We start from the raw sequence: 24402 nt of genomic DNA, 5'->3' as shown, positions 1-24402 counted from the left end.
CAAGCGACTTGTTTTCCTGTACAAAAAAAGACGACCTATCGCTAGGTCGCCTCAATCACTTACTTCTTGAAGTTCGTGTTTTTGATCCAGTCTTCGAGCTTGTCCTTAAGGACTGTGAAGCCTGGTGCTTCTTCTTGCTTGAAGTTAGAAGCTTCGTTGCGGCGTTGGCCACCACGACGAGCCGGTTTAGCCGACTTTTCGCGTTTTGGAGCTTCTTGAGTCGCTTTCATCGAAAGCTTGATTTTCTTAGAAGCTTCATCAACTTCAAGAATTTTCACTTCAACTTCTTGACCGACTTGAACGTACTCGTTCACGTCTTTCACGTAGTCGTGTGAGATTTCAGAGATGTGGACAAGACCTTGTGTCTCGTCGTCGAGTGCGACGAACGCACCGAAAGGTTGGATTCCTGTTACTTTACCTTTTAAAACTTGATCTTTTTCGTATTTTGCCATTACAAACACTCCTATGCTAAATTCATCAACTTACTATAACATACTTTTTTCGATAAAGTGTAGAAATTAGTAAAAAAGATTATTCGGAAAGATTTCGACGTTTCAAAGTCTAAAGGCGGGGTAAATACAAATCAAGCAAGACTTCAAGTATTCCCCCCTGATTCCGCTAGGCTTTGGCCTAGCCCTTTTTTTGTTCAAAACGTTGTAAACGGCTTCTGGACACTCACTTCATACAGGGTTTCTCCCGCCATCTCATTCAATATGATCGCGTTTCGATACACGGCCATGCCGAGGTTGGTCGCCGCAGGACCGTGTGAGTGTTCGATGTTCGTGTGCGTGAACAACTTCCCACCGAATCGACCTTCCATCTGAATCTCATACGTCTCATTGACTCGCCATTCCTTCTCGGCTTCCCAGACGATCGGCAATCGGTCAATCCAAGACGGAAGCAACGGTCGGTATCCTGTCGCGACGACGACGAGGTCGTACGTCCGTTCAATCGCTTCCCCAGTATACACGTGTTTACCCGTCAACCGATGCATCAGCCAGTCGTACGTGATCGTTTCGACTTCAACTTGCGTGAGTAACGCCGCCTGTTGCTCGGTCGACTCTCCTTCTGCCGTCCGATGATACAACGTCTCATAAATTGCTGTCATCGTCTCTGGGTTCACCCCGTGACGGAACCGTTCGAACGACTTGAGCAACGCTTGACGTGACGTGTACGATAGAGCGTGGAAGTACCGAACGTAGTCCACACTAAAAATCTCATCACCTAACTTCCCCGCCTCGAGCGACTCGAAATGGTCCGACCGTGTAATCCAGTCGACCCGTTGCTCATTTGTCGCGTGGCCGAGCAAGTCGAGGAACACTTCCGCCGCACTTTGTCCGCTACCGACGACGGCGACACGATACTTGTCCTTTAACACATCTCGATATGTCATATATTCGCTCGTATGGATGACTTGTTCGAATCCGTCTGGAACGAGCGGCGTCATGCCCGTACCGAGCACGACGTGTGTAGCGCGAAGCTGGATCGTCTCTCCGGCTGACTCCACGGTCACGACATACCCTTCCCCGTCGGCCGTCACATCCGACACCCGGTGCCCGAACTTGACGGTCGACAAGCTTTCGGCCACCCACCTGAGGTAACGATTATATTCCGTCCGGGGAATCGTGTTCCGTTCTTGCGTGATGAACGTTTGCAGTCGCCCTGTCTCACTCAAATAATTTAAAAAACTTGCCTCGTTCGTCGGGTCGGCGACCGTGACGAGGTCTTGCAAATAATGCGTTTGCATCGTCATTCCGTCGATGAGCATCCCTTCATGCCACATCATCTCAGGTCGTTGTTCAAAACAAACGCCTCGTAACGTCGTCTTCTCCGCTAACGCCATCAACCCTAAATTGTACGGTCCACAACCGATGGCGACAAAATCTACTTGTTCCATATGTTTCACCTCGCCTATTCTTTCCCGCTCACTATACCGCTAAAACGTCAACAGACCCTCATTGCTGAGAGTCTGTCGTCACCGTCACTTCGAACTGGCTCATGAACCGATCGATGCGACGAATCGCTTCTTGCAGTTGTTCAATCGATGTCGCGTAACTCGCGCGGACGAACCCTTCTCCGCTCGCACCGAAGGCGTTGCCTGGGACGACCGCAACACGCTCTTCGAGCAAGAGCCGCTCGGCGAACTCCTCGCTCGATAAACCGGTATAGCGAATCGACGGGAACGCATAGAACGCGCCTCCCGGCACATGTGTCGGCAGGCCGGCGTCGTTCAGCGCTTGGATGAAATAGTTGCGGCGTTGGCGATAGCTCTTCACCATCTTCGGCACGTGTTGTTCTCGGCTCCGGAGCGCTTCAAGACCGCCGAACTGAACGAGCGTCGGTGCACACATCATGCCGTACTGATGGACTTTGAGCATCTCGCGCGTCACGACCTCCGGGGCACACGTGAAACCGAGGCGCCAACCGGTCATCGCGAACGCTTTCGAGAACCCGTTGACGACGATCGTGCGCTCACGCATATCATGTAACGTCGCAAAGCTCGTGAACGGTTCATCATACGACAGCTCGGCATAAATCTCGTCACTGACGACCCAGAGGTCGTGCTTCGTCGCGAGTTCGGCGATGTCCGCGAGCTCTTCCCCTGTCATCGTCGCCCCTGTCGGATTCGATGGGAAACAGAGGAGCATCGCTTTCGTCCGCTCGGTGATGGCGGCCTCGACGTCTTCCCGGCTCAAGCGGAACCCGGATTCAGGACGACACGCCACCGGCACGACCGTCCCTCCCGCCATCTCGATGAGCGGGCCGTAGGAGACGAACGCCGGCTCGACAACGATGACTTCGTCGCCCGGGTTTAAGAGGGCCCGAAATGCGATATCGAGCGCTTGTGAGGCGCCTGTCGTGACGATGAGCTCGGTCGCCGGGTCGTACGCGACGTCGAACCGTTGCTTCATATAATGCGAGATCTCTTGCCGCAACTCGAGAAGTCCGGCATTGGCACTATACGCCGTATAACCTTGTTCAAGCGCCGCATAGCTCGCTTCGCGCACGTTCCACGGCGTGATGAAGTCCGGCTCTCCCACCCCGAGAGAGACGACGTTCTCCATCGTCTGTGCCAAGTCAAAGAAACGGCGGATGCCCGACGGCTTCATCGAGACGACTTGATTCGAGAGTGACTTCATGGCGTGATGTTCAACCGCTTGTCTTCGACTTGTGGGGTGAACAAGATGCCATCATGTTTATACGTCTTCAGTTTGAAGTGGGTCGTCGTCGAAACGACCGAATCGAGCGGCGACAGTTTATCCGATACGAACGACGCCACGTCTTGGAGCGAATTAGCCCGGATGACGACTTGAAGGTCGTACGCCCCTGACATCAAGTAGAGCGCCGTCACTTCAGGGAAGCGGTAAATCCGTTCGGCGACTTCATCGAACCCACGACCGCGTTTCGGCGTCACTTTGACGTCGATGAACGCCGTCACGTCATGCCGATTGATTTTTTGCCAGTTGACCATCGCGCGAAAGCCGAGCAAAATCCCGTCTTGCTTGAACTTCTCAAGCATCGCGTCGACAGTCGCTTCGTCGGTCGAAAGCATATCCGCGAGGACTTTCGTTTCCATGTATCCTTTTTCCTCGAGTAGCTCGAGCAGTTCTAACTCTTTTGTTGTATACATTCTGTCATTCTCCTTCCGTTCTACCGGGGAACGCTCCCGTGAACGTTCTCTCTGTCTGTCTCACATAATCACGCCGTTCGGCTTGGACGATATGAAAGTTTTTCATCTCCATGTTGACGAGACCGTGCTTCTCGCAAAAACGGTCAAAATATCGCCGCCGCGTCTCGTCTTGTTTCGCCGATAAGTTGTCGGTACCGTTGAAGGCATAGAGCACGGTCGCCCGTGCCGGATGCGTGATCGTCCCCTGTTCGCTGACGCGTAATATGAAATCCCAGTCCCAATAATTATAGACATCCTCGTCAAACGGTCCAATCGCATCGTGCAGCCGTTTCCGGTAGAGCGTGCCCGACGGAATGTACGTCGAATCTTGCCGCAACCGGACCAAGTCGAGGTCGTAAGCGAACGCTTCCCAGTCCGTGACGACACGATGACCGTCTTGCCACTCGAAGCGAAACAGTTCGGCGTCCGTGAAGACGAGGTCGGCCGAACGAATGTCCTCGAGCGCTAGCTCGATATGGGTCGGCATCAGCAAATCATCATCGTCGAGCAGCAAGATATACTCCCCGGCCGCCTCACGCACGCCGCGATTGCGTGCCTTGACGTGATGGTTCTCACCGAGCTCGATGTAGCGAATCGTCAATCGATTCAAAAAAGGCGCCAAAAGATGTTGTTTTGGCGGCCCGTCATTATTGATCACAACGACTTCAAACTGCTGATACGTCTGGACAACGAGGCTGTCTAACAGTTCCGTCAATTCCGCTTCACGCGAATGGACCGGAATGACGATTGTGACGAGCGGACTCATCCGCGGTAAGCTGTCTCGACGTGCGGCAAAATTGTTTCCCAGCTGACGCCGTTCTCTTTTGACACGGTGACGAAGTCGCCGTAAGCGAAGACGCTCTCGACACCTTCGATTTGAACGAGTTTCGCGAGGAGCGGCTGGTCCGTCGCTTCTCCAGCTTTCACGCTCTGGCTTTTCGCTCCGAAGACGTTTTCCGGAAGTGTGATTTTCATTGCGTTTGGATTCGGTGTTGGATCGATGCGTAACATGTAAGTTCCCCCTTATAGTTGACAAGATTGTGAAGACGCGAGTAGTCGTCTCGCCATGGCCCGCGTGTCGGACTCGGTCGGACATTCATCGAACGCATCCGTCAAAATATGACGGATCCGCGTAGACAGTTCTTCCTCTGTCCCGACTTCGGTCAGCGCCACGGCGATATCATCGAACTCAGGTCCATACGACCCGACTCCGTAACCGAGTGGGTCCCATGCTAATAATAAGTCTTCTGCTCTCATTTGTTAAACCCTTCTTTTATTCCGTTTTTCAAACCTTACTTCCTCAATCTACCGCACTTTCGTCCTCGACGCTACCTCGGCCCCGGATTCCCCTGTTTTTCAAAGACGAGCACTACCATATATAGTGGTGACTCACATAACTCGCCACTTAAGATATCGTGTGAAAATTGTCACTTTGGACCGGATGATGTCGACGTTTTTTTGGAATTGACCGCTTACATAAAACACAAGCTATACGACCTCGCTTCGATACCAAACTTTTTTCTATCTCAAATCTCATCTCAAATCGGATGACAGCGCCGTTTTCGGGTGAAAGTAATCCATCACACTGCAGTTCATCGAATGTCAAGGATTGCAAAACTAAATATAGGTGATTTATGATTAAAAAGACAAAAAAACGTCAATATATAGTTAACGGTACTTTACTACGCGTAATGGCTATTGACGTTAAATCGGACACGTTCCACTATATCTTGATAACATCTACATCTGACGAAGGAGTGATCGTTTTGACATCCCCTATCCAACACGAGACGATGTTGGCCCACGCGCCAACGCTTGAAGACGTCTCGAAACTGATTCAATCCATCAAACAACGCTACCCACAACTGAGTGTGGAACGATATGAAGAACGAGCGATTCGGGCGCTCGAGTCTAAAACGCTGACACAAGATATAGTATATGAACTCTTGACGATGCACGCCCTTGATATGTTGCAGGCCGAAGAACCGGATTGGACGTTCGTCGCGACAGAGATGTACTTGAACCGCCTCTACTTAGAAGCTGCACGGAATCGTGGCTACGATGCCTCGACGCGTTACGGTGCGCTCTATCCGATGATTGAGACGCTGACGAACAAGGGCATCTTCACATCCGCCCTCATCGACACGTACTCAAAAGAAGATATCGACTATTTGGAGACGTTAATCGACCCGTCGCGCGACCGCCTGTTCACGTATATCGGCTTACGCACATTGTCTGACCGTTACCTCGGACGCGATCACGTCAAAAACTTGTTCGAGCTTCCACAAGAACGGTTCATGGTCATCGCGATGACGCTCATGCAAAAAGAAGCGCCGGCACAGCGCGTGAAACTTGTCGAAGAGGCATATTGGGCCCTTTCGAACTTGTATATGACCGTGGCCACACCGACGCTCTCGAATGCCGGGAAATCATATGGTCAGCTCAGCTCATGCTTCATCGACACGGTCGACGACTCACTTCGTGGCATTTATGACTCGAACACAGACGTGGCCACCCTTTCGAAAGGCGGCGGTGGAATCGGTGTCTATCTCGGCAAGATTCGCTCACGCGGCAGCGACATTAAAGGGTTCAAAGGCGTCTCGAGCGGGGCACTCCCTTGGATGAAACAATTGAACAACACGGCCGTCTCGGTCGACCAACTCGGCATGCGCCAAGGTTCGATTGCGGTCTATTTAGACATTTGGCACAAAGATATCTTCGAGTTCCTCGATGCGAAATTGAATAACGGCGATGAGCGTCTCCGGACGCACGACTTGTTCACGGGCGTCTGTCTGCCAGACTTGTTCATGCGTACGGTCGAAGCCCGAGGTGACTGGCACTTGTTCGACCCGCACGAGATTCGTACGGTCATGGGCTTCAGCCTCGAAGATTTCTATGACGAGACAGAGAACGGTGGTTCGTTCACGGAAAAATATATGGCATGTGTGAACACGCCAGAACTCACCCGCGTGACCGTACCGGCGATCGACCTCGTCAAGCGTTACATGCGCTCGCAACTCGAAACAGGAACGCCGTACATGTTCTTCCGGGACGCGGTGAACCGCGCCAACCCGAACAAACATGCCGGCATGATTTACAGTTCGAACCTCTGTTCAGAGATCGCGCAAAACATGTCCCCGACCGTCATCGACGAAGAGTATACGGAAGACGGGAAAATCGTCATCACGAAGACGCCAGGTGATTTTGTCGTCTGTAACTTGAGCTCGATCGCGCTCGCCCGTGCCGTCAAGTCAGACGTGCTCGAGCGACTCATCCCGATTCAAATGCGTATGCTCGACAACGTCATCGACTTGAACACGATTGAAGTGCCGCAAGCGATGATCACGAACCAAAAATATCGTGCCGTCGGTCTTGGAACGTTCGGCTGGCACCACTTGCTCGCCCTTGAAGGAATTCGTTGGGAGTCGGTCGATGCGGTGCAATATGCAGAAAAACTGTACGAGAAAATCGCTTACCTCACGATTCAAGCTTCGATGGAACTTGCGAAAGAGAAAGGTGCGTTCGGTGTGTTTGAAGGTTCGGAATGGCATACCGGTGAGTACTTCAAACGCCGTAACTATCGTTCACACGACGACCTCGACTGGGACGGACTCGCCGCAGAAGTCCATCAAAACGGTGTCCGGAACGCCTACATGATGGCCGTCGCGCCGAACTCGTCGACTGCCATCATCGCAGGAAGTACGGCATCGATCGATCCGGTCTATAAAAAAGTGTATTCAGAAGAGAAGAAAAACTACAAGATTCCGGTCACAGTACCCGATCTCAACCCGGAGACGAACTGGTTCTATAAATCAGCGTTCGAAGTCGACCAGTTATGGAGCATCCGCCAAAACGCGGCGCGTCAGCGTCATATCGACCAAGCGATCAGCTTCAACTTGTACGTCAAGAACGATGTCAAAGCGACAGAGCTCCTCACGATGCACCTTGAGGCGTGGTCGCTCGGCATGAAATCGATTTACTATACGCGCTCAACGACCGTCGAAGTCGATGAGTGTGAATCATGCGCTTCGTAATATAAAGAAAGGTGGGACCGACCATGAACGTCGCAATCGTCTACAGTTCAATGAGCGGAAATACGGAAGAAGTCGCGTCACTCGTTGAGACGGCCCATATCGAACGAGGCGACCATGTCGCCCTGTTCGAGTCGGACCGAATCGGACATCGCGAGGCGGCTGCCCTCGCATCGTACGACCTCGTCTATTTCGGTTCGTACACGTGGGCCGACGGCGTGTTGCCAGATGAGATGAAAGACACGTTCCGTCTCATCTTAAAAGAACTGAACGTGCCGATTCGCCAAGCGGCCGTCTTCGGTACCGGGGACAAAATGTTCGTCCACTTCTGCCGGGCCGTCGATGAGATGGCGTACCACCTGTCTAAATACGGGATTCCCCTCGCCGGTGAACTGCTTAAAATTGAACAATCACCGCGCAACCAACCGTACAACGTCCGACACTGGGCCGAACGGTTGGCACGAAACGCCGAAGAAGGAGTATATGCCAATGACCATTCAAAAGATCAAACTACTGTCGCCCAAACATCCTAACCGGGCGACAGCGATTATCGGGGGCGAGACAAGTTCTATCGTCAACTGGAATGACATCGCCTATCCGCAATTTTATACAATTTATAAGCAACTGCTCTCAAACTTCTGGATTCCAGATGAGATTTCGATGTCAAAAGACATGCAACAATGGCCGCAGTTGAGCGAACGCGAGCAGGATGCGTTCAAACGCATCATCGGCTTGCTATCGATTCTCGATTCGGTGCAGACGCGCTACATCCTTGAGTCTTCGATGTTCTCGTCAGACTCGTCGGTGCACGCCGTGCTCGCCGTCATCGCCCAACAAGAAGTCGTCCACAACCAATCGTACAGCTACGTCCTCTCAAGCCTCGTTCCGCTCAGCGAACAAAATCGAATCTTCGATATCGCCAAAGACGACGAGATGGTCATGAAACGTAATCAATTCATCTTGGACTTGTACGAAGAGTTCCGCGAAGAACAGACGGCCGAAACGTTCGCGAAATCGCTCGTCGCCTCGATTATCCTTGAAGGAATCAACTTCTATTCTGGCTTCGCCTACTTCTACAACTTGGCCCGCCACCAGAAGATGGTCGGCACGTCGACGATGATCAGTTACATCCAGCGTGACGAGATGCAACATTCTTACTTCGTCAGCCAGTTGCTCCGTGCCGTCTTGACGGAAAACCCACAAATTGACTCAGACGGCAGCTTCAGCGAATTCGTCTACGACACGATGAAAGAAGCGGTCGACTTAGAGATTGAGTGGTGTGAGTACGTGCTCCGCGACCTCGATGGACTTGACGTGAGCGAGATGCGCGACTATGTGAAGTACCTCGCTAACAAGCGACTCCGGGTAATTGGATTGAACGACTTGTACGAAGGGTTCAACGAAGACGTTATGCCTTGGATTCGCGCTTATTCAGACGACTCACTCAATGCGACGAAATCCGATTTCTTTGAACAAAAATCACGCTCTTACGCGAAAGTCACCGACGCCAACGGCTTCGACGACCTCTAACAAACAGGAGCTCCTTCTCACGAAGGAGCTCCTGTTTTGGTGTACCGAAAAACCCTCGACTGATTCGTCGAGGGTTCGCTGTCCTGCGCGAGCAGAAACGGATCAATAATAAGTTCTTACGTATTGGGCAATGCCTTCCGCAATCCCTTGCGCCATCCGTTGGCGTGACGCTTCACTGCGAAGGTGGACGACATCCGTCGGTGACGTGATGAATCCGAGCTCAACGAGTGCTGATGGCATCAAGCTATGGTTAATAACAGCAAAGTTAGCCGTCTTCACACCACGGTTCCGCATGCCGGTTCCTGACATACTCGAAACAAGATTGTTTTGAATGTTCGTTGCCAATACACGGCTACGAGCACTTTGAGATGTCGAACCTGAGTAAAACGTTTCAATTCCATTCGCTGTCTTATCTGTTGATGAATTCGCATGAATGCTAACGAATAATTCACCGCGAAGATCTCGTGCGATTGTCGGACGTTGTTGTGGCGTGTAATAAATATCAGTCGAACGGGTCAAACGTACTTGGTAGTTATATTTTGAACTGAGGTACGATTCGATACGTTTTGACACATCGAGAACGACTGTCTTTTCGTAAAGCGATCCGTTCAACGCACCTGGGTCTTTCCCACCGTGCCCCGGATCAATCACGATAACTGGTCCTTTTGAGACAGATGGCTTCGTCGCCATCGTGAATCCTGCCGAGATGAACCCGTCACGGCCGTTGTATTTAATCTTATAGAATCCGCTCGTCAAACCGTAATGTTCAACTTCTGTTCCATGTGCTAACTTCCCGAGAACCGTCGAGTTTACTGTGGCAGCTGAACGTACGTTCAACGCGTCACCTGGCGTGTTCGTATACACTTTTCCTTGCGGTGCCGGAGCTGGTGCGGCCGGGGCTTTACCGGCAGTCAACCAAGACGTCGGCGTGAAGTATGTCTTCGTCCCGATATAGACGACCGACCAGCTCGAGTTGTGGGCACTATACGTCACAGCCGTATAGTGCGGCAAGACGAGTTGTACCGGTGAGCTCTGATGCGTCTGACCGAACAAGTTGGCATTGCGGTTTGCATAACCTTGCACTTTTGCCGGTTCAGGCGTCGTCGTCGTGGGTGGTTGAACCGGTGCCGGACCAGGTGTGATCCATGCCGTCGGTGTGTAGTACGTGGCGTTCCCGTCATAGACGACCGACCAGCTCGAGTTGTATTTACTCGATACGACCGGTGAGTTGATTGGAAGCACCTTCATGACTTTTGAAGCTTGATTGCGCGTCTCGAACAACTTCATCTCACGGTTCGCATACCCGTTCTCTTTCGTCACCGAAGGTTGAAGTGTTCCGGCCGTGATGCCGCGGGTCGGTGTATAGAACGTGCTCGTCCCTTCGTAGATGACCGACCAGCTCGAGTTGTGGATGCTGAACGTGACGGTACGGTTAGCCGGAATCGTTTTGACGACCGGAGACGTCTGCAACGTTCGGTTGAACAACTCGATCGTCCGGTTCGTGTAGCCCGTCTGTTTTTGTGGCGTCGCGGTGACGACTTTCGGGGCGATATACGCTTTCGCCGCGTAATACGTCTTGCCATTTAAGAAGACCTTCACCCAAGACGTGTTATGGGCGGCATACTGGACTTCCGTCCCTTTTCTGAGCGTCGTCACGATTTGCGCATCGCGGTGGGACGTGACACGGATGTTCAAGTTCTCCGTCGTCACACCTGTCGATGATGCCGCTTGTGTCGTGATTGGAGCCGGCGCTAACGGTTTGATGTACTGCGCCGAGGCATAGTATGTACGATTGTTTAGATACACTTTATGCCATGATTGGTTATGAGTACCATATTTCACTTTCGTACCTTTCGGCAACGTCGTAATGAGCGTTCCCGTTGTGCTCGCTGTCGAGCGGACGTTCAAGTTGACAGTCGTCTCGCCATCTAAAGTCGAGGCCTCAACCGTTGGCAGTTGGGCGCCGAACAAGAGAAGCGAAAGAATGAGGGCAACCTTTAATAGCTTCATTTTCATTCAAAATATTCCTTTCCTCTCGCGCTACTTACTACTAACAACAACTTCATATTAGCATAATGCTTTTAAAAAAAAAGTAAGTATTTGAAAAAAAGATGAATATTTTTGATAAAAAGGGGAATAGTTTTTAGTTACTTTGTCGAATGATGATGTAATTCCCATTTCCATATTTTTCTTCCGTCACCTTTACATTCGAAAGCTCCTGTTTAATCGTCGACAAGTTCCACCCTGATATTGGCGGACAAAGGACGAACCCGTCGAGTCCCTCGACAGAAGCAATCTTTAAAAAGCGACGTAAATTATATTCTCGTTCAATATATCGGTCGAACGTTTCGTTTTCTTTAGCCTCAATTCCACCCCAATATCGCCCTTCGACTCGTCGCGGGTACGTACGGACAGAATTTTCCGTAATCGGATCCGGGGTGTGATCGAATCGACCAAAGTCCCGGGACGATTTTGCTTCGACGAGCGCCCCGATGGAAGCATTTACGTCGAGTCCGATTGTTCCCGCAATCGAGAAGACCGCCTGTTGTACGCCTTGAAGATGCATTTGGAGCGCCCCCGGTGTCGCCGTCGCTTTCAACTTCTTGTCGCCCTCGTAGGCGTTTAAGATGCGGGCGACTTCCCCAGATTCGCGAACGAGTGCGTAATACGTCACATGGACCGGAACGTCACAATCGTGACTCGTTGGCGCCTCGAGTGCGATCGCATACTGGTTGGCCAAACACGTCGAGATGACGAATACGTCTAAAAGCTCTTCGACGAGCGCCGTACGATCGTCTTCATAAAGAGCCGCACCGACTTCCCCCACCTCTTCTAATAATCGAGCCAGGCCCGACAGCGGTCGCCAATAGCCACCTAAATGAATGATCATCTGATCGACTTGTTGTTGAATTTCTCTCATTTCCTTCACCTATCCTTCTGCTCTATTAACCGGCCCCATGGTATACTATGCTCAATCGAATTGTACGGAAAGGGGTAACGCCTCATGTCATCCGCAAAACTTTGGCAACTTGTTCGGCTTATTCTCGTCATACTTGGTACCTTCGCCGTCATTTGGGTACTCGGCATCCTATTTCAGTACACCTATCCTTTCGTTCTTGCCTTCTTGTTGTCCTTGTTGACCGTGCCGCTCGTCAATTGGTTCGAACGAAAGGTGAATCTACCGCGCGCCCTCGGGACACTCGCTTCGCTATTCATCGTCATCGGAATTGTGACCGGGATGATCATGATCGTCATTTCGCAATTGATTCGCTACGCCACGATCGCTGCGGAAAAACTTCCTGGTCAAATCGAGACGTTCACGACCTTTGCTCAGCGTGTGTTCAACGAACGCATCGCCCCGCTCGTCAATGACGCATACGACAGCCTCGAACAGCTCAACCCGAGCCAGACGACTTCAATCGAAGGTGGAATCACGGAACTCGGCGTCCAGCTCGGTGCGGCAATCGGGGTCTTGTCTCGCGGTATCGCAAGTATGCTCCAAGGATTACTGAGCGCTTTACCGCTCGTCTTGTTGCTTTTCATCGTCATCGTGCTCGCCTGGTTTTTCATCACGAAAGATTGGCCGTCTTACATGCGCCAAATCGAACGGTTGAATGAACGCAAAGGGTTCAAAGAGTTCGAGGCCGTCATGTTCAACTTGCGCTCCGCCTTGTTCGGCTACGCCCGGGCCCAAGTGACGCTCATTTCCATCACGTTCGTCATCGTCCTCATCGGCATGTTCATCCTTCGTGTCGACAACCCACTCTCGTTCGCGCTCCTCGCCGCCTTCTTCGACCTGTTGCCGTATCTCGGGGTCGGCACGCTCTTGATTCCGTGGGCGGCCTATGCCGCCATCACGGGTGACTGGTTCGTCGCCATCGGCGTGCTCGTTCTCTATTTGATCGTCATCGTGCAGCGCAACTTGGCCGAACCGAAAATCGTCGGTTCGCATATCGGATTGAATCCGCTCGCGGCGCTCGTCTCGATTTTCGTCGGGTTGAAACTGTTCGGCGTCCTCGGCTTCATCTTGGGACCCGTGTTCGCCGTCTTGCTCAAGGCGTTGTACAACGCCCAAGTGTTTCACTACATTTGGCGCTTCATCATCGGCCCCGCGCCCATACCAAAAGAGCGATGACGCATCATCGCTCTTTCTTTGTCGGGACCGCCACGTAAGGCGCGCCTTCAGTTTGGTCTGGCACCGTCGTAATACCTGTCGTACCGGCCTCGTAAGCAGCGACGGCGAGGATACAGGCGTCGATAATGTCGTCGACCTGCACGTTCGACATCTTCCACTTCCACGGGGAACTGTTCGAGTAACGGCGAAGCATTTCAATCCGCTCCGCTTCGCCTTCCGCCGTCTTCTTACTAAACTGCGCCTCTTGCCCGGTCATCACGGCAAAGCATACTTCCGGATGCGACTCGTACACGTCGTCACGGTCGAGCTTTTGGAACTCACGGATGCGCGGCGTGAGGTTCCACGCCTGCTTGCTGATTCCTTTTCCGACGAGCTCGCGGCTCATCGTGTTCGCCGCGTCGTACGTCGCTTCTCCTAACACCTCTTGAATCGGCGGGGTGAAGATGGACGACTTCCGCTTCGTCAACTCTGATCGCATATACGCATCGCACGCTCGATCCGGTTGTGCGACCGTACCTAACGTTTTCGGCATGTCGACGAAATGGACGGCCCCATCGATCAACAAATCTTCTAACTGCTCTGAGATGGTCAGACAAAGCGAGATGCTATCGTACGTGATGCGTACCCAGCTCCCGCGTGCCCCATCAATTCCTACTCCTACCACGGCGTACCTCCTGCATGAAAACCAATATCCCGAACACCGCACAAAACACGGTGATCCCTAACAACCATTGGGATGGCCAAGCCGTGTAACCGAATCCGGTCAGAGCGGCAAGGCCAACCAATCCCAATCCTAGTTTCACCGATTCCACCCGTCGAGTAAAGTAGAAAGTGTGCGGACCATGACGCCCGTCGGTCCTTTTGGACCGAGTTCGTTCGCCGTAGCACGATCGCTCGTGCCGGCGATATCGAGGTGAAGCCACGGCGTGTCGCCGACGAACTCACCAACGAACGCGCCACCGAAAATCATATGCCCGTAACGGCCTGGCGAGTTGTTCAAGTCGGCCACTTCCGACTTCCGCACTTGGTTGATGAACACGTCAAAGTACGGCATCTGCCAGACGAGCTCGTTCGTTTCCCGGCTCGCCGTCTCGAGCGCACCATAGAGCGAATCATCATTCGTCAAACAGCCCGTCACTTCCGTACCAAGTGCGACGAGGACACCGCCCGTGAGCGTCGCCACGTCAATGATTGCTTGTGGCTCATACGTCTTCGCGAACGTCACCGCATCCGCGAGGACGAGGCGTCCTTCCGCGTCCGTGTTCAACACTTCAATCGTCTTCCCGTTCATCGCCGTGATGACATCATCCGGCTTGAACGCATCACCTGAAATCATGTTGTCTGTCGCCGGGATGACACCGAGCACGTTGACGGCAGGTTTCGTCGTCGCAAGCGTCTCGAACAAGCCGAGCACCGTCGCCGCACCGCCCATGTCGCCTTTCATGCCGACGATTCCGTCTTTTGGTTTAATCGAGTAACCGCCCGTATCAAACGTGACGCCTTTCCCGACGATCGCAATCGGCGCGTCTTCCCCTGCGCCGTTATATTCGAGAACGATCAGCTTCGGCGGCAACGTCGACCCTTGGTTGACGGCGAGGAGCGCCCCCATCCCGAGCCCCTCCATCTCTTCCTTGTCGAGGATACGATGCTTGAATCCGTTCCGCTCCGCCAATTCGACCGCATAGTCAGCGAGTGCTTCGGCCGTCAAAATGTTCGCCGGCATCATCGTCAACGAACGGGCGATGTTCACACCACGGCCTCTTGCCGCGCCTCTTTGGACCGCGGCCTCGTCGACGTCACCACAAAGGGTGATCGTCACGTCAGCCACGGCCGATTTCGGGTCCGATTTGTATGTAGGATGCTCATACGTGGCCAACTCATACGCCTCAGCGAAAAGCTCACCGGAAGCACCGAACGTCTCGAGGGCGATGGCGACGTCCGCGAATCCTCGTGTCTTGACTTCCTTGGCGACTTTGCCGAACCATTTGCGCATCTGTTCCGTCGTGATGTCGTTTCGTTGTCCGAGGCCGACGAAGACGACGCGCTTCACTGAACCTTCGAACGTCGGGACGATTGAGACTTCCCCTGTCTTCGTCGAGATGTCAGCGGTTTGGATGAGCGACTTGACGCGCCCGTTATAAAGCGTGTCGAGTCCTTCCTCAATCGTATCGGCCGCCCCGATTCCGACCACGATCGTCTCGTACGACCCGTTCCAATCTAGCTCTTTCACTTGATACATATGTGCCACTTCCCTTCTTTATATATAGTTAGCATAACGAACTTCTCTGAAATAATGAAACGGTATGCGCAAGAGTCAAGAAATCTTCGAATTCAAGCGCTATCTCCTCGTTGTGACGACGATTTATTTTATGATAGGATAGGTAAGTACGCAATCCGGCATCCCTCACAGTTGAGGTGAGGCCATTTTGTTCGGTCGAGGCTTCCCCTAGTCGCAGACCGTTGCTACTCTAATCTTCCGCATTTTCGTTAATTCCTTTTTCATTTCGGGTAAGAACTAACGAGGTAACGTCGGAAGCACACTATTTCTTTGAAGAGAGGGACTACGCTTATGTCACACATTAAAGGTATTGGCGCATCTGCAGGAATCGCAGTCGCAAAAGCATTCGTCATGGAAACACCTTCATTCGACATCCCAACGAACAAAATCGAGGATGTAGCAGCTGAAAAGGCTCGCTTCGATGCGGCAATCGCGCAATCGAAAGTCGAACTTGAAGAAATTCGCGAAATCACACTCCGTGAGCTCGGCGAAGACAAGGCAGAGATTTTCTCGGCACACTTGCTCATCGTGGAAGATCCGGAAATCGTTTCCCAAGTGAACGAGAAAATTGAAAGCGAACACATGAACGCTGCGAAAGCGCTCGACGAAGTCGCGCAGACGATGATCATGATCTTTGAATCAATGGACAACGAGTACATGCGTGAGCGGGCAGCAGACGTACGTGACGTCACAAAACGCGTCATGGCCCACATCCTCGGCGTGACATTCATGACACCGGCTTCAATCTCTGAAGAAGTCATCATCATCGCAGAAGACTTGACGCCATCTGACACAGCACAACTTAACCGTAAGTACGTCAAAGGGTTCGCAACGAACATTGGCGGACGTACATCTCACTCGGCAATCATGTCACGCTCACTCGAAATCCCGGCCGTCGTCGGAACGAAAGTGGCACTTGAAGAAATCAAAAATGGCGATGTCGTCGTCATCGATGGCACAGAAGGCGACGTGTTCGTCAATCCTTCAGAAGAGCTCCTCAACGAATACGTTGCAAAACGTGAGTCGTTCGAAGCATACAAAGAAGAATTGAAGCAACTCGTCAACGAAGAGTCGGTCACGGCGGACGGTCATAAAGTGAAACTTGCGGCCAACATTGGGACACCGAACGACCTTGAAGGCGTACTCAAAAACGGAGCAGACGCAATCGGCCTCTACCGTACCGAGTTCCTTTATATGGACTCTGAGACGTTCCCGACAGAAGAAGAACAGTACAACGCCTACAAATCAGTGCTCGAAGGTATGGAAGGCAAACAAGTTGTCATCCGTACACTCGATATCGGCGGCGACAAAGAATTGTCTTACCTCGACTTGCCGAAAGAAATGAACCCGTTCCTCGGCTATCGCGCGATTCGCCTTTGCCTCGAAGAGACGGACTTGTTCCGCACTCAGCTCCGCGCCCTTCTCCGGGCGTCGGCTCACGGCGACCTCGCCATCATGTTCCCGATGATCGCGACACTCGAAGAGTTCCGTGCGGCGAAAGCCCTCCTTCTCGAAGAAGAAGCGAAATTGAAAGCAGAAGGCATCGCTGTCGGTAACTATGAGACAGGGATGATGGTCGAGATTCCGTCAACTGCCGTCATGGCGAAGCAGTTCGCGAAAGAAGTCGACTTCTTCTCGGTCGGTACGAACGACTTGATTCAATACACGATGGCAGCGGACCGCATGAACGAGAAGGTCTCGTACTTGTATCAGCCGTTCAACCCGGCCATCTTGAACCTTCTCCACAACGTCATCACAGAAGCACACAAAGCAGGCAAATGGGTCGGCATGTGTGGCGAGATGGCAGGGGAAGAGCTCGCGATTCCAATCCTTCTCGGACTTGGACTTGACGAGTTCTCGATGTCGGCTTCGAGCGTCTTGCGTGCACGTAGCCTCGTGAAGCGTTTGACGAAGTCAGAAACAGAAGCGATCGTCAACGAAGTACTCAACATGGACACAGCAGAAGAAGTCGTGAACTTCTTAAGCGAAAAGTTCGACATTAAAGCGTAATCAAACAGATGGCTCTCGCGAGTGTGCGAGAGCCATCTTTTGTTATTTATTCTGCTCCTTTGTCATCCGTTCTGAAATCGAGCGCCTCACCGGCGACGACGGTTTCCCCGAACGGTACGATGACGCGTTTGCCATCCCCGTTCGTCCAAATAATCGGCGTGATGAGCGATGGCACCCGGTCGCGAATGAGGTTGAGGTCGACGTCAAGCAACACGTCTCCCGCCTCGACCCGGTCGCCTTCTTTCACTTTCGAGGTGAAACCTTCCCCTTTCAAATTGACCGTATCGAGACCGACGTGGATGAGAATCTCGCGTCCATCGTCCGCGAGCAACCCGATTGCATGTTTCGTCGGGAAGAACGTCGTGATTTGACCGGTGACCGGTGACACGACTTGGCCCGCGCTCGGCTCGATGGCGAAACCTTCACCCATCATGCGGCCCGAGAACACTTGGTCCGGCACGTCATCGAGCGAGAGGATGACACCGGACATCGGTGCGAGGAAGCGATGGTCCGCCTGTTCGGCAGCTTCCGGTGTGATGACCGCTTTTTCTTTCGGCTTATATTCGCCGCCTTCGATGATCGCAGCAATCTGTGACTTGAGCGTGTCCGACTTCGGTCCGAAGATCGCTTGGATATTATCCCCGACTTCGAGCACGCCCGCTGCGCCGAGGTCTTTCAGCAAATCTTTATCGACTTGCTTGACGTCGTTGACCGTGACACGTAGGCGCGTGATGCAAGCGTCAAGGTGCTTGATGTTCTCTGGCCCACCTAGTCCGACGAGCACTTCGTACGGCAAGTCGTCCCCGACGACGGCACGTCCTTCTTTCCCTTCGACCACGGCTTCACGACCCGGAATCTTCAAGTCGAATTTTTGAATCGCGAAACGGAATCCGAAGTAATAAATGACGGCGAATACGAGACCGACCGGGATGACGAGCCACCATGCGGTCCGGTTCGGTAACACCCCGAACAATAGATAGTCAATCAATCCACCGGAGAAGGTCATCCCGATCTTGACGTTGAGCAAGTGCATCGTCATGAAGGAGAGACCGGCGAAGACGGCGTGAATCGCAAACAAGAGCGGTGCGACGAAGACGAACGAGAACTCGACCGGCTCAGTGATCCCTGTAAGGAACGACGTGAGCGCTGCCGAGAAGTAGAGGCCTTCGACGTTTTTCCGACGTTCTTTCGGTACGGTATGATACATCGCGAGACAGGCAGCTGGCAACCCGAACATCATGAACGGGAATTTCCCGGTCATATACGTCCCGGCTGTGAACTCGACCCCGTCACGAAGCTGCGCGAAGAAGATGCGCTGGTCCCCTTGGACGAGGTCACCAGCTTGGTTCGTATATTCACCGAACTGGAACCAAAACGGAGAGTACCAGATGTGGTGAAGCCCGAACGGAATCAACGAACGCTCGACCAGACCGAAAACGAAAGCCGAGACGGCCACGTTCGCTTCGATGATCGTACGCGAGAACGTGTTAATCGCGACCCCGATCGGCGGCCAGACATAGGCGAGTGCGATCCCGATAATCAAACTGAACGCCGCAGTGGCGATCGGGACGAACCGTTTGCCGGCAAAGAACCCTAAAAACTCTGGCAACTTGATGTTAAAGTATTTGTTGTAGGCAAATGCGGCGACGAGACCGGCGATAATCCCCCCGAACACCCCCATCTGGAGCGTCGGAATCCCGAGCACGGTCGCATACTGTGGGTCCCCTTGGACGATTTCTGCAGTGATCCCGTTCCACGTGCTAATAACTTTGTTCATAATCAAATACCCGACGATAGCTGCTAACCCGGCAACCCCGTCCCCGTTGGCTAGCCCGATGGCGACACCGACGGCGAATAGCAAGCCGAGATTGGCAAACACGATATCCCCGGCATCGGTCATGACCTGCCAGACGAGGACGAGTGAATCGTTTGCCAAGAAAGGTAAGAGCGCGACAAGATCAGGGTTTTGGAATGCGGTACCGAACGCGAGTAAAAGACCGGCTGCTGGTAAGATCGCAACCGGAAGCATGAGTGCCTTCCCGATCCGTTGCAAGACACCAAACACTTTCTTCCACATCTTGGTTCCCTCCTTTTGTCAGAATACTTACTTTTCCCCATCTGACATATGCCTGAAACCGTTTCCGGACACAAAAAAAGCCAACCCCTGAAGGATTGGCTTTCCACTAGAATTAGTTGGCTTTCTTTTCGTTACCTGACGCGATAACGGCTTGCATTTCTGATTTCAATGCATCCGAGCGTGGTCCGAAGATGGCTTGAATGTTGTTTCCGACTTCAAGGACACCAGCTGCCCCAAGACGTTTCAACTCTTCTTTGTTCACTTGGTTCTTATCTTTCACTTCGACGCGAAGACGTGTGATACAAGCGTCTAAGTGTTTAATGTTTTGTGAACCACCGAACCCAACGAGGATATCTTGTGCAAGTTCCGAACCTGTAGCAGTTGATTGCTCAACGACTTCATCTTCACGGCCCGGTGTTTTAAGGTTGAACTTACGGATGACGAAACGGAATCCGAAGTAGTAAATGACGGCAAATACGAGACCGACTGGAATGACGAGCCACCAGTCTGTACGGTTAGGAAGTACACCGAAGAGAAGGTAGTCAATCAAACCGCCCGAGAACGTCATCCCGATTTTGACGTCTAAGATGTGCATGACCATGAATGAAAGGCCAGCGAAGACGGCGTGTACAGCGAACAAGACTGGTGCGACGAACAAGAATGAGAACTCGATCGGCTCAGTGATACCAGTCAAGAACGATGTGAGTGCTGCCGAAGCCAAGAGACCACCGACGACTGCTTTACGTTCTGGACGTGCTTCATGGTACATCGCGAGTGCTGCAGCCGGAAGACCGAACATCATGAACGGGTATTTACCAGTCATGAACGTACCGGCTGTCAACTCAGCGCCATCACGAATCTGTGCGAAGAAGATCGCTTGGTCACCACGGACGATGTTACCCGCCGCATCTGTGTATTGACCGAACTCGAACCAGAACGGTGAGTAGAAGATGTGGTGGAGACCGAACGGGATCAATGAGCGTTCAATCAAACCGAAGACGAACGCCGCGAACGTGCGGTTTTCAGTCAACATGAAAGTTGAGAACGCGTTCAATCCAGTTTGTACCGGTGGCCAGATGAGAAGCATGACGAAACCAGCGACGACCGCGGCAACAGCCGTGACGATTGGGACGAAACGCTTACCAGCGAAGAAGCCAAGGAATTGCGGCAATTCGATGTTGTAATACTTGTTGTACGCCCAGGCGGCAATCAGACCCATGATAATCCCGCCGAACACCCCTGTTTGGAGTGTCGGGATACCGAGCACGGTCGCGTATGCCGGGTCACCTTGTGCGATGACGTCAGGCGTGAGCTCGAGCCAGATTCCCATGACTTGGTTCATGATGAGGAATCCGACGATGGCTGCGAGTCCGGCAACGCCGTCCCCTGCTAACCCGATGGCGACACCGACAGCGAACAAGAGTGCCAAGTTCGCGAAGATAATGCCACCCGCTTGCTCCATGAGCTGAGCGAATTTCACGACGCCTTCGTTCGTTAACCAACCAGCGCGTGATGTAAGGGCCGGGTTTTGCATCGCGTTACCGAATGCAAGGAGAAGACCGGCTGCCGGTAAGATCGCAACAGGAAGCATAAGTGCTTTACCGACTTTTTGAAGAACACCAAAAATCTGCTTAAACATGATAAATCCTCCTTCTTGTTTTGTCATACGAATGGACGACGTAGATGTCAGACAACCGACGTATCTAAACGTTTTCATAATAAACGTTTATAAAAACAGAAACAGGCATGAATAAGGGACAGAACGTAGACCTCTCCCATTGGAGAAATCGTAAGCCGTTCCACTCCTTACTCATGCCTGATCGAATCAGTAACACGTAAGATACGTGGTATCAGTTATCTACTTGTAAGTCGCTGGAGATGCATCGTCAAATATGTCGCTTCACCTCGCGGGACAGGACACTTTAACTCGCGTTCCATGATGCCCATCAGCTCCCAAGCAGTACTATAGCATAGCGGATATTCTTCACGCAACACCTTTTCTATTTTTTGTGGAGCCTCGACGAGCTCACCCGTCGCAACCCGCTCAACGGCGTACCGCAAGTGCCGAAGTAAGCGCTTATAATCGAGTGAAGTCCGGTCCATTTTGACGTTCAACCGACTCTCAATCGTTTGGACGATTTGACCGATGATTTGGTTGTGCCGGTTCACTTCTAAGACATTTTTGAACGTCGTCGCCGAGTGGATATGGAGCGCGATAAAGCCAATCTCGGCATCGGGCAACAACACATCGAGCCGCTCGTGAATCATGTCAACGATCCGTTCGGCGAGTGAATACTCGTTCGGATAGAGCGATTCGGTCTCGAGGAGGAACGGATTCGTCACTTCCATCCCTTGCTCGATTCGCTTCATCGTAAAGAACAAGTGGTCGGTCAAACCGATATGGATATGTTGATCGACTTTTTTGCCCGTACTCGTCTCGATGAAGCCGACGATCTCTTGCATGAAGGCGATGAAGTCTTCATCGACATGCTTGACGAGCTCACGATATTGCGACTGTTCTTCTTTATCGGTCAATTGATACACTTTCTCCGGGACACTGGCCGGGTCGACGAGATCGCCCGCCTTTTTGCCAAAGCCAATCCCCTTCCCGAGTAGAATGACTTCCGGATCCGTATCATGTTGACAAATGACAACGCTATTATTCAACACTTTTTTGATCGTATACATCGGTAATGTCATTCGTATCGCATCCCTTACTCACTAAAATCGTTTCGTACTTAGTATATCGGTTCATCCCCTAAAAAAGTAGGCGGAAAACAAAAAAGACGAACATTTCTGTCGTCTTTAAAACATCGAGTAACCGCTCTTGCGCAAGAATCGAATCGTCACCCCGGCTAAAATCGCACCGAGCAACCCGAAACCGAGCATAAAGATGTCAAGAAACTGCAGCCCGAGCAATCGTTCATAGACGCTTGCGAGCGCGGTCGACGTTTCCGTGACATAGCTAGAGAGCTTGACGTTATCAATCATCAAGATGACGAAAATCGGATAGATGAAGACGAGCGTCCACGTCTTTTTCAGTAACATATTCAAGATGAAGCCGATGCTGAAGAAGATGACCAAATATAAAATGGCGCCGATAACAGCCTGGATGATATGCATATGATTGCCCCCTTTTCCCATCGTCTATTATACCGAAAACCGCTCAAACAGGTCAAAAAAGATTGAGGTAACGGTGAATAAAAAAGCCCGTTCCGAGGAACGGGCTGGAGCATATTGCTTAGAACTTCCCTTTTTTAAGGACGAGTCCATACTTCTTCAATTCGAGGAAGTGTTTGTTGTCAATCACTTTCTTCATGAATGAAGCGTTGCGACCGAAGATTTTTTTACCCATGACGATCCCGATTCCATCGTTGTGACCAAGTGACGCCACAGTTCCCTTGCTCTCGTACGTGAATTTCGAAGTCGATTTCCCGTTGATGAGCGCGGCGATGTTTTTCGCGACGTTGTGTGCTTGTTGTGTCGCGATTTGAGCTGTCGGCGGGTATGGACGGTTCGATACCGGGTCCATGACGGCCGAGCAGTCACCGATGATGAAGACGTTGTCGTGGCCAGGGGCACGGTTGTCCGCCTCGACCATGACACGGTTACGCACCGCTTCAAAGCCAGACTTCTCGATAATCGGGCTACCGCTGACGCCACCTGTCCAAATGATCGTGTTCGCGTGAATCGTCTCTGTCGTGTCACCTTGGAGTGGTCCGAACGTGACAACGCCCGGCTCAACGCCTTTGATTCCGTTACCGAGCTTCATCTCGACACCGTTGCGCTCGAGCCATTTCTGGGCGTATGTCGTGAGGTCTGGATCGAATCCAGGAAGGACAGTCGGAGCTGCCTCGATGTTGACGATGCGGACCGCTTCGCGTGGGACGTCATACTGTTTGCAAAGTTCAGGGATTCGGTTTACGAGCTCACCGAGGAACTCGATTCCTGTGAAGCCTGCACCACCGACGACGATTGTCACGTATGAACGATCTGCCGAGTTGTTTGATTTATATTCTGAGAACGAGTACTCGATATGGTTTTTGATTTTACGCACGCTGTTGAGCGAGCTGATCGTCATCGCGTTCTCTTTGAGGCCCGGGATACCAAACGTTTCCGGAACACCGCCGAGTGCGAACACGACGTAATCAAATTCGACTGTCGAGCCGTCTGTGAGCAACACTTGCTTAGTCGTAGTATCGACGCGATCGACGATCCCTTTGACAAATTTCACGCGTGACGGGTTGACGACGTCGTTGATGTAAATACGAGCTTGCTCAGGTTTCATCGTCCCTGCCGCCGGCTCATGGAGCCATGTCGTTTGGTAGTGGTAATCATGTTTGTTGATGAGCGTGATGTTCGCATCTCCAGCTGAAAGTGTCTTCTGGAGGTTGACCGCTGTGATCAATCCACCAAAACCTGCGCCGAGAATAACAATGTTAGGTCGTTTCATGTTCATTTCCACCTTATGTTTCTTAGATTTGTTTTCTTGAACAATCATGTTGTGTGTTTTTTCACATAGATGTTCACAATAAAGCCTAAACCTTGTTCAACCAATGTTCACAATTGCTTCTATGCCATTGTACGCTCTTTGTTTCGATTTCTCAATGGAAAAGCTTATCTTCTTGAATTTTTTTTGAATCTGTTGCATGTTTGTACAGAATGGATTTA

The 24402-nt window shown here is 51.9% G+C and carries 21 protein-coding genes; 5 read left to right on the top strand and 16 right to left on the bottom strand.

Going from position 1 to position 24402, the window contains the following annotated elements; all coding sequences use genetic code 11:
- Positions 1-59: 59 nt before the first annotated feature.
- The 7 genes from yugI to KNP76_RS02640 all read right to left on the bottom strand — a co-directional run bounded on the left by yugI (position 60) and on the right by KNP76_RS02640 (position 4927).
- On the bottom strand, positions 60-452 hold the full coding sequence (yugI, locus tag KNP76_RS02670; RefSeq protein ID WP_024371302.1) for a S1 domain-containing post-transcriptional regulator GSP13: 393 nt from the start codon (positions 450-452) through the stop codon (positions 60-62).
- A gap of 194 nt (positions 453-646) precedes the next feature.
- Positions 647-1897: a lysine N(6)-hydroxylase/L-ornithine N(5)-oxygenase family protein gene (locus KNP76_RS02665; RefSeq protein WP_214842518.1), complete on the bottom strand. Its 1251-nt coding sequence runs from the start codon at positions 1895-1897 to the stop codon at positions 647-649.
- A gap of 58 nt (positions 1898-1955) precedes the next feature.
- Positions 1956-3140: an aminotransferase gene (locus KNP76_RS02660; protein ID WP_214842516.1), complete on the bottom strand. Its 1185-nt coding sequence runs from the start codon at positions 3138-3140 to the stop codon at positions 1956-1958.
- Complete coding sequence (locus tag KNP76_RS02655) at positions 3137-3631, bottom strand: Lrp/AsnC family transcriptional regulator (protein WP_034809167.1); 495 nt, start codon at positions 3629-3631, stop codon at positions 3137-3139. Before KNP76_RS02655 ends, KNP76_RS02660 begins: the two co-directional genes overlap by 4 nt.
- Before the next feature lie 4 nt (positions 3632-3635).
- Positions 3636-4436 (bottom strand): glycosyltransferase family 2 protein, encoded by an 801-nt coding sequence (locus KNP76_RS02650; protein ID WP_214842514.1) that lies wholly within the window; start codon positions 4434-4436, stop codon positions 3636-3638.
- A complete protein-coding gene (locus KNP76_RS02645; protein ID WP_034809163.1) occupies positions 4433-4681 on the bottom strand; it encodes a NifU N-terminal domain-containing protein in 249 nt (82 codons plus the stop codon). Before KNP76_RS02645 ends, KNP76_RS02650 begins: the two co-directional genes overlap by 4 nt.
- A gap of 12 nt (positions 4682-4693) precedes the next feature.
- The gene (locus KNP76_RS02640) at positions 4694-4927 is read right to left on the bottom strand and encodes a DUF1871 family protein (protein WP_034814667.1); all 234 of its coding nucleotides are present in this window, start codon (positions 4925-4927) and stop codon (positions 4694-4696) included.
- A 500-nt stretch (positions 4928-5427) separates the two neighbouring features.
- Here KNP76_RS02640 and KNP76_RS02635 point away from each other — a divergent pair, with 500 nt between their 5' ends.
- The 3 genes from KNP76_RS02635 to KNP76_RS02625 are packed head-to-tail and all read left to right on the top strand — an operon-like array spanning position 5428 to position 9231.
- A complete protein-coding gene (locus KNP76_RS02635) occupies positions 5428-7704 on the top strand; it encodes a ribonucleoside-diphosphate reductase subunit alpha (protein ID WP_214842512.1) in 2277 nt (758 codons plus the stop codon).
- A 23-nt stretch (positions 7705-7727) separates the two neighbouring features.
- Positions 7728-8234, top strand: coding sequence for a flavodoxin domain-containing protein (locus tag KNP76_RS02630; protein ID WP_214842510.1), 507 nt, complete (start codon positions 7728-7730; stop codon positions 8232-8234).
- Positions 8191-9231 (top strand): ribonucleotide-diphosphate reductase subunit beta, encoded by a 1041-nt coding sequence (locus tag KNP76_RS02625; protein WP_214842508.1) that lies wholly within the window; start codon positions 8191-8193, stop codon positions 9229-9231. The genes KNP76_RS02630 and KNP76_RS02625 overlap by 44 nt, the downstream gene beginning before the upstream one ends.
- A 102-nt stretch (positions 9232-9333) precedes the next feature.
- On the opposite strand, the gene KNP76_RS02620 is transcribed toward KNP76_RS02625, so the two are convergent.
- Together KNP76_RS02620 and KNP76_RS02615 are read right to left on the bottom strand one after the other, a co-directional pair.
- Entirely contained in the window at positions 9334-11241 is a 1908-nt protein-coding gene (locus KNP76_RS02620; protein WP_251137303.1) for an N-acetylmuramoyl-L-alanine amidase family protein, read from the bottom strand.
- Between the two features lie 133 nt (positions 11242-11374).
- Positions 11375-12151 (bottom strand): MazG nucleotide pyrophosphohydrolase domain-containing protein, encoded by a 777-nt coding sequence (locus KNP76_RS02615; protein WP_034809153.1) that lies wholly within the window; start codon positions 12149-12151, stop codon positions 11375-11377.
- Positions 12152-12235: 84 nt separating this feature from the next.
- Here KNP76_RS02615 and ytvI point away from each other — a divergent pair, with 84 nt between their 5' ends.
- Positions 12236-13366, top strand: a complete 1131-nt coding sequence (gene ytvI / locus KNP76_RS02610) for a sporulation integral membrane protein YtvI (protein ID WP_034814659.1) — start codon at positions 12236-12238, stop codon at positions 13364-13366.
- Between the two features lie 4 nt (positions 13367-13370).
- Here the strand turns inward: ytvI and KNP76_RS02605 are convergent, their stop codons facing one another.
- Positions 13371-14030, bottom strand: coding sequence for a DUF429 domain-containing protein (locus tag KNP76_RS02605; RefSeq protein WP_034809149.1), 660 nt, complete (start codon positions 14028-14030; stop codon positions 13371-13373).
- A gap of 135 nt (positions 14031-14165) precedes the next feature.
- Positions 14166-15605 carry a leucyl aminopeptidase gene (locus tag KNP76_RS02600; RefSeq protein ID WP_034814658.1) on the bottom strand — a complete coding sequence of 480 codons (1440 nt, stop codon included), beginning with the start codon at positions 15603-15605 and terminating at the stop codon, positions 14166-14168.
- A gap of 330 nt (positions 15606-15935) precedes the next feature.
- On the opposite strand from KNP76_RS02600, the gene ptsP reads away from it, so the two are divergent.
- Positions 15936-17654, top strand: coding sequence for a phosphoenolpyruvate--protein phosphotransferase (gene ptsP, locus KNP76_RS02595; protein ID WP_034814656.1), 1719 nt, complete (start codon positions 15936-15938; stop codon positions 17652-17654).
- Between the two features lie 46 nt (positions 17655-17700).
- Here ptsP and ptsG (KNP76_RS02590) read toward each other — a convergent pair whose 3' ends face one another.
- From ptsG (KNP76_RS02590) to KNP76_RS02570, 5 genes are all read right to left on the bottom strand, one after another.
- Positions 17701-19731 (bottom strand): glucose-specific PTS transporter subunit IIBC, encoded by a 2031-nt coding sequence (ptsG, locus tag KNP76_RS02590; RefSeq protein ID WP_214842504.1) that lies wholly within the window; start codon positions 19729-19731, stop codon positions 17701-17703.
- A 112-nt stretch (positions 19732-19843) separates the two neighbouring features.
- Positions 19844-21370, bottom strand: a complete 1527-nt coding sequence (gene ptsG / locus KNP76_RS02585) for a glucose-specific PTS transporter subunit IIBC (RefSeq protein WP_214842502.1) — start codon at positions 21368-21370, stop codon at positions 19844-19846.
- Between the two features lie 215 nt (positions 21371-21585).
- Positions 21586-22431: a glucose PTS transporter transcription antiterminator GlcT gene (gene glcT, locus KNP76_RS02580; protein ID WP_214842500.1), complete on the bottom strand. Its 846-nt coding sequence runs from the start codon at positions 22429-22431 to the stop codon at positions 21586-21588.
- A gap of 105 nt (positions 22432-22536) precedes the next feature.
- Positions 22537-22854, bottom strand: a complete 318-nt coding sequence (locus KNP76_RS02575) for a YuiB family protein (RefSeq protein WP_034805322.1) — start codon at positions 22852-22854, stop codon at positions 22537-22539.
- A gap of 118 nt (positions 22855-22972) precedes the next feature.
- Positions 22973-24184 carry an NAD(P)/FAD-dependent oxidoreductase gene (locus KNP76_RS02570; RefSeq protein ID WP_034817278.1) on the bottom strand — a complete coding sequence of 404 codons (1212 nt, stop codon included), beginning with the start codon at positions 24182-24184 and terminating at the stop codon, positions 22973-22975.
- Between the last annotated feature and the right edge of the window lie 218 nt (positions 24185-24402).

Origin of the sequence: Exiguobacterium sp. s150 (assembly GCF_018618435.1) — a bacterium.
Classification (GTDB): Bacteria; Bacillota; Bacilli; order Exiguobacteriales; family Exiguobacteriaceae; genus Exiguobacterium; species Exiguobacterium alkaliphilum.
The sequence above is the reverse complement of the archived record's forward strand: the minus strand, read 5'-3'. Positions and strand labels throughout refer to the sequence as shown.

Excerpts from the sequence above, each read along its gene's own strand:
- KNP76_RS02640 (WP_034814667.1), bottom strand. The coding sequence starts at position 4,927 with ATGAGAGCAGAAGACTTATTATTAGCATGGGACCCACTCGGTTACGGA.
- KNP76_RS02575 (WP_034805322.1), bottom strand. The coding sequence starts at position 22,854 with ATGCATATCATCCAGGCTGTTATCGGCGCCATTTTATATTTGGTCATC.
- ytvI (WP_034814659.1), top strand. The coding sequence starts at position 12,236 with ATGTCATCCGCAAAACTTTGGCAACTTGTTCGGCTTATTCTCGTCATA.
- KNP76_RS02615 (WP_034809153.1), bottom strand. The coding sequence starts at position 12,151 with ATGAGAGAAATTCAACAACAAGTCGATCAGATGATCATTCATTTAGGT.
- ptsG (WP_214842502.1), bottom strand. The coding sequence starts at position 21,370 with ATGTTTAAGCAGATTTTTGGTGTTCTTCAAAAAGTCGGTAAAGCACTT.
- KNP76_RS02655 (WP_034809167.1), bottom strand. The coding sequence starts at position 3,631 with ATGTATACAACAAAAGAGTTAGAACTGCTCGAGCTACTCGAGGAAAAA.
- KNP76_RS02660 (WP_214842516.1), bottom strand. The coding sequence starts at position 3,140 with ATGAAGTCACTCTCGAATCAAGTCGTCTCGATGAAGCCGTCGGGCATC.
- KNP76_RS02570 (WP_034817278.1), bottom strand. The coding sequence starts at position 24,184 with ATGAAACGACCTAACATTGTTATTCTCGGCGCAGGTTTTGGTGGATTG.
- yugI (WP_024371302.1), bottom strand. The coding sequence starts at position 452 with ATGGCAAAATACGAAAAAGATCAAGTTTTAAAAGGTAAAGTAACAGGA.
- KNP76_RS02600 (WP_034814658.1), bottom strand. The coding sequence starts at position 15,605 with ATGTATCAAGTGAAAGAGCTAGATTGGAACGGGTCGTACGAGACGATC.
- glcT (WP_214842500.1), bottom strand. The coding sequence starts at position 22,431 with ATGACATTACCGATGTATACGATCAAAAAAGTGTTGAATAATAGCGTT.
- KNP76_RS02625 (WP_214842508.1), top strand. The coding sequence starts at position 8,191 with ATGACCATTCAAAAGATCAAACTACTGTCGCCCAAACATCCTAACCGG.
- KNP76_RS02620 (WP_251137303.1), bottom strand. The coding sequence starts at position 11,241 with ATGAAGCTATTAAAGGTTGCCCTCATTCTTTCGCTTCTCTTGTTCGGC.
- KNP76_RS02645 (WP_034809163.1), bottom strand. The coding sequence starts at position 4,681 with ATGTTACGCATCGATCCAACACCGAATCCAAACGCAATGAAAATCACA.
- KNP76_RS02665 (WP_214842518.1), bottom strand. The coding sequence starts at position 1,897 with ATGGAACAAGTAGATTTTGTCGCCATCGGTTGTGGACCGTACAATTTA.
- KNP76_RS02650 (WP_214842514.1), bottom strand. The coding sequence starts at position 4,436 with ATGAGTCCGCTCGTCACAATCGTCATTCCGGTCCATTCGCGTGAAGCG.
- ptsG (WP_214842504.1), bottom strand. The coding sequence starts at position 19,731 with ATGTGGAAGAAAGTGTTTGGTGTCTTGCAACGGATCGGGAAGGCACTC.
- ptsP (WP_034814656.1), top strand. The coding sequence starts at position 15,936 with ATGTCACACATTAAAGGTATTGGCGCATCTGCAGGAATCGCAGTCGCA.
- KNP76_RS02630 (WP_214842510.1), top strand. The coding sequence starts at position 7,728 with ATGAACGTCGCAATCGTCTACAGTTCAATGAGCGGAAATACGGAAGAA.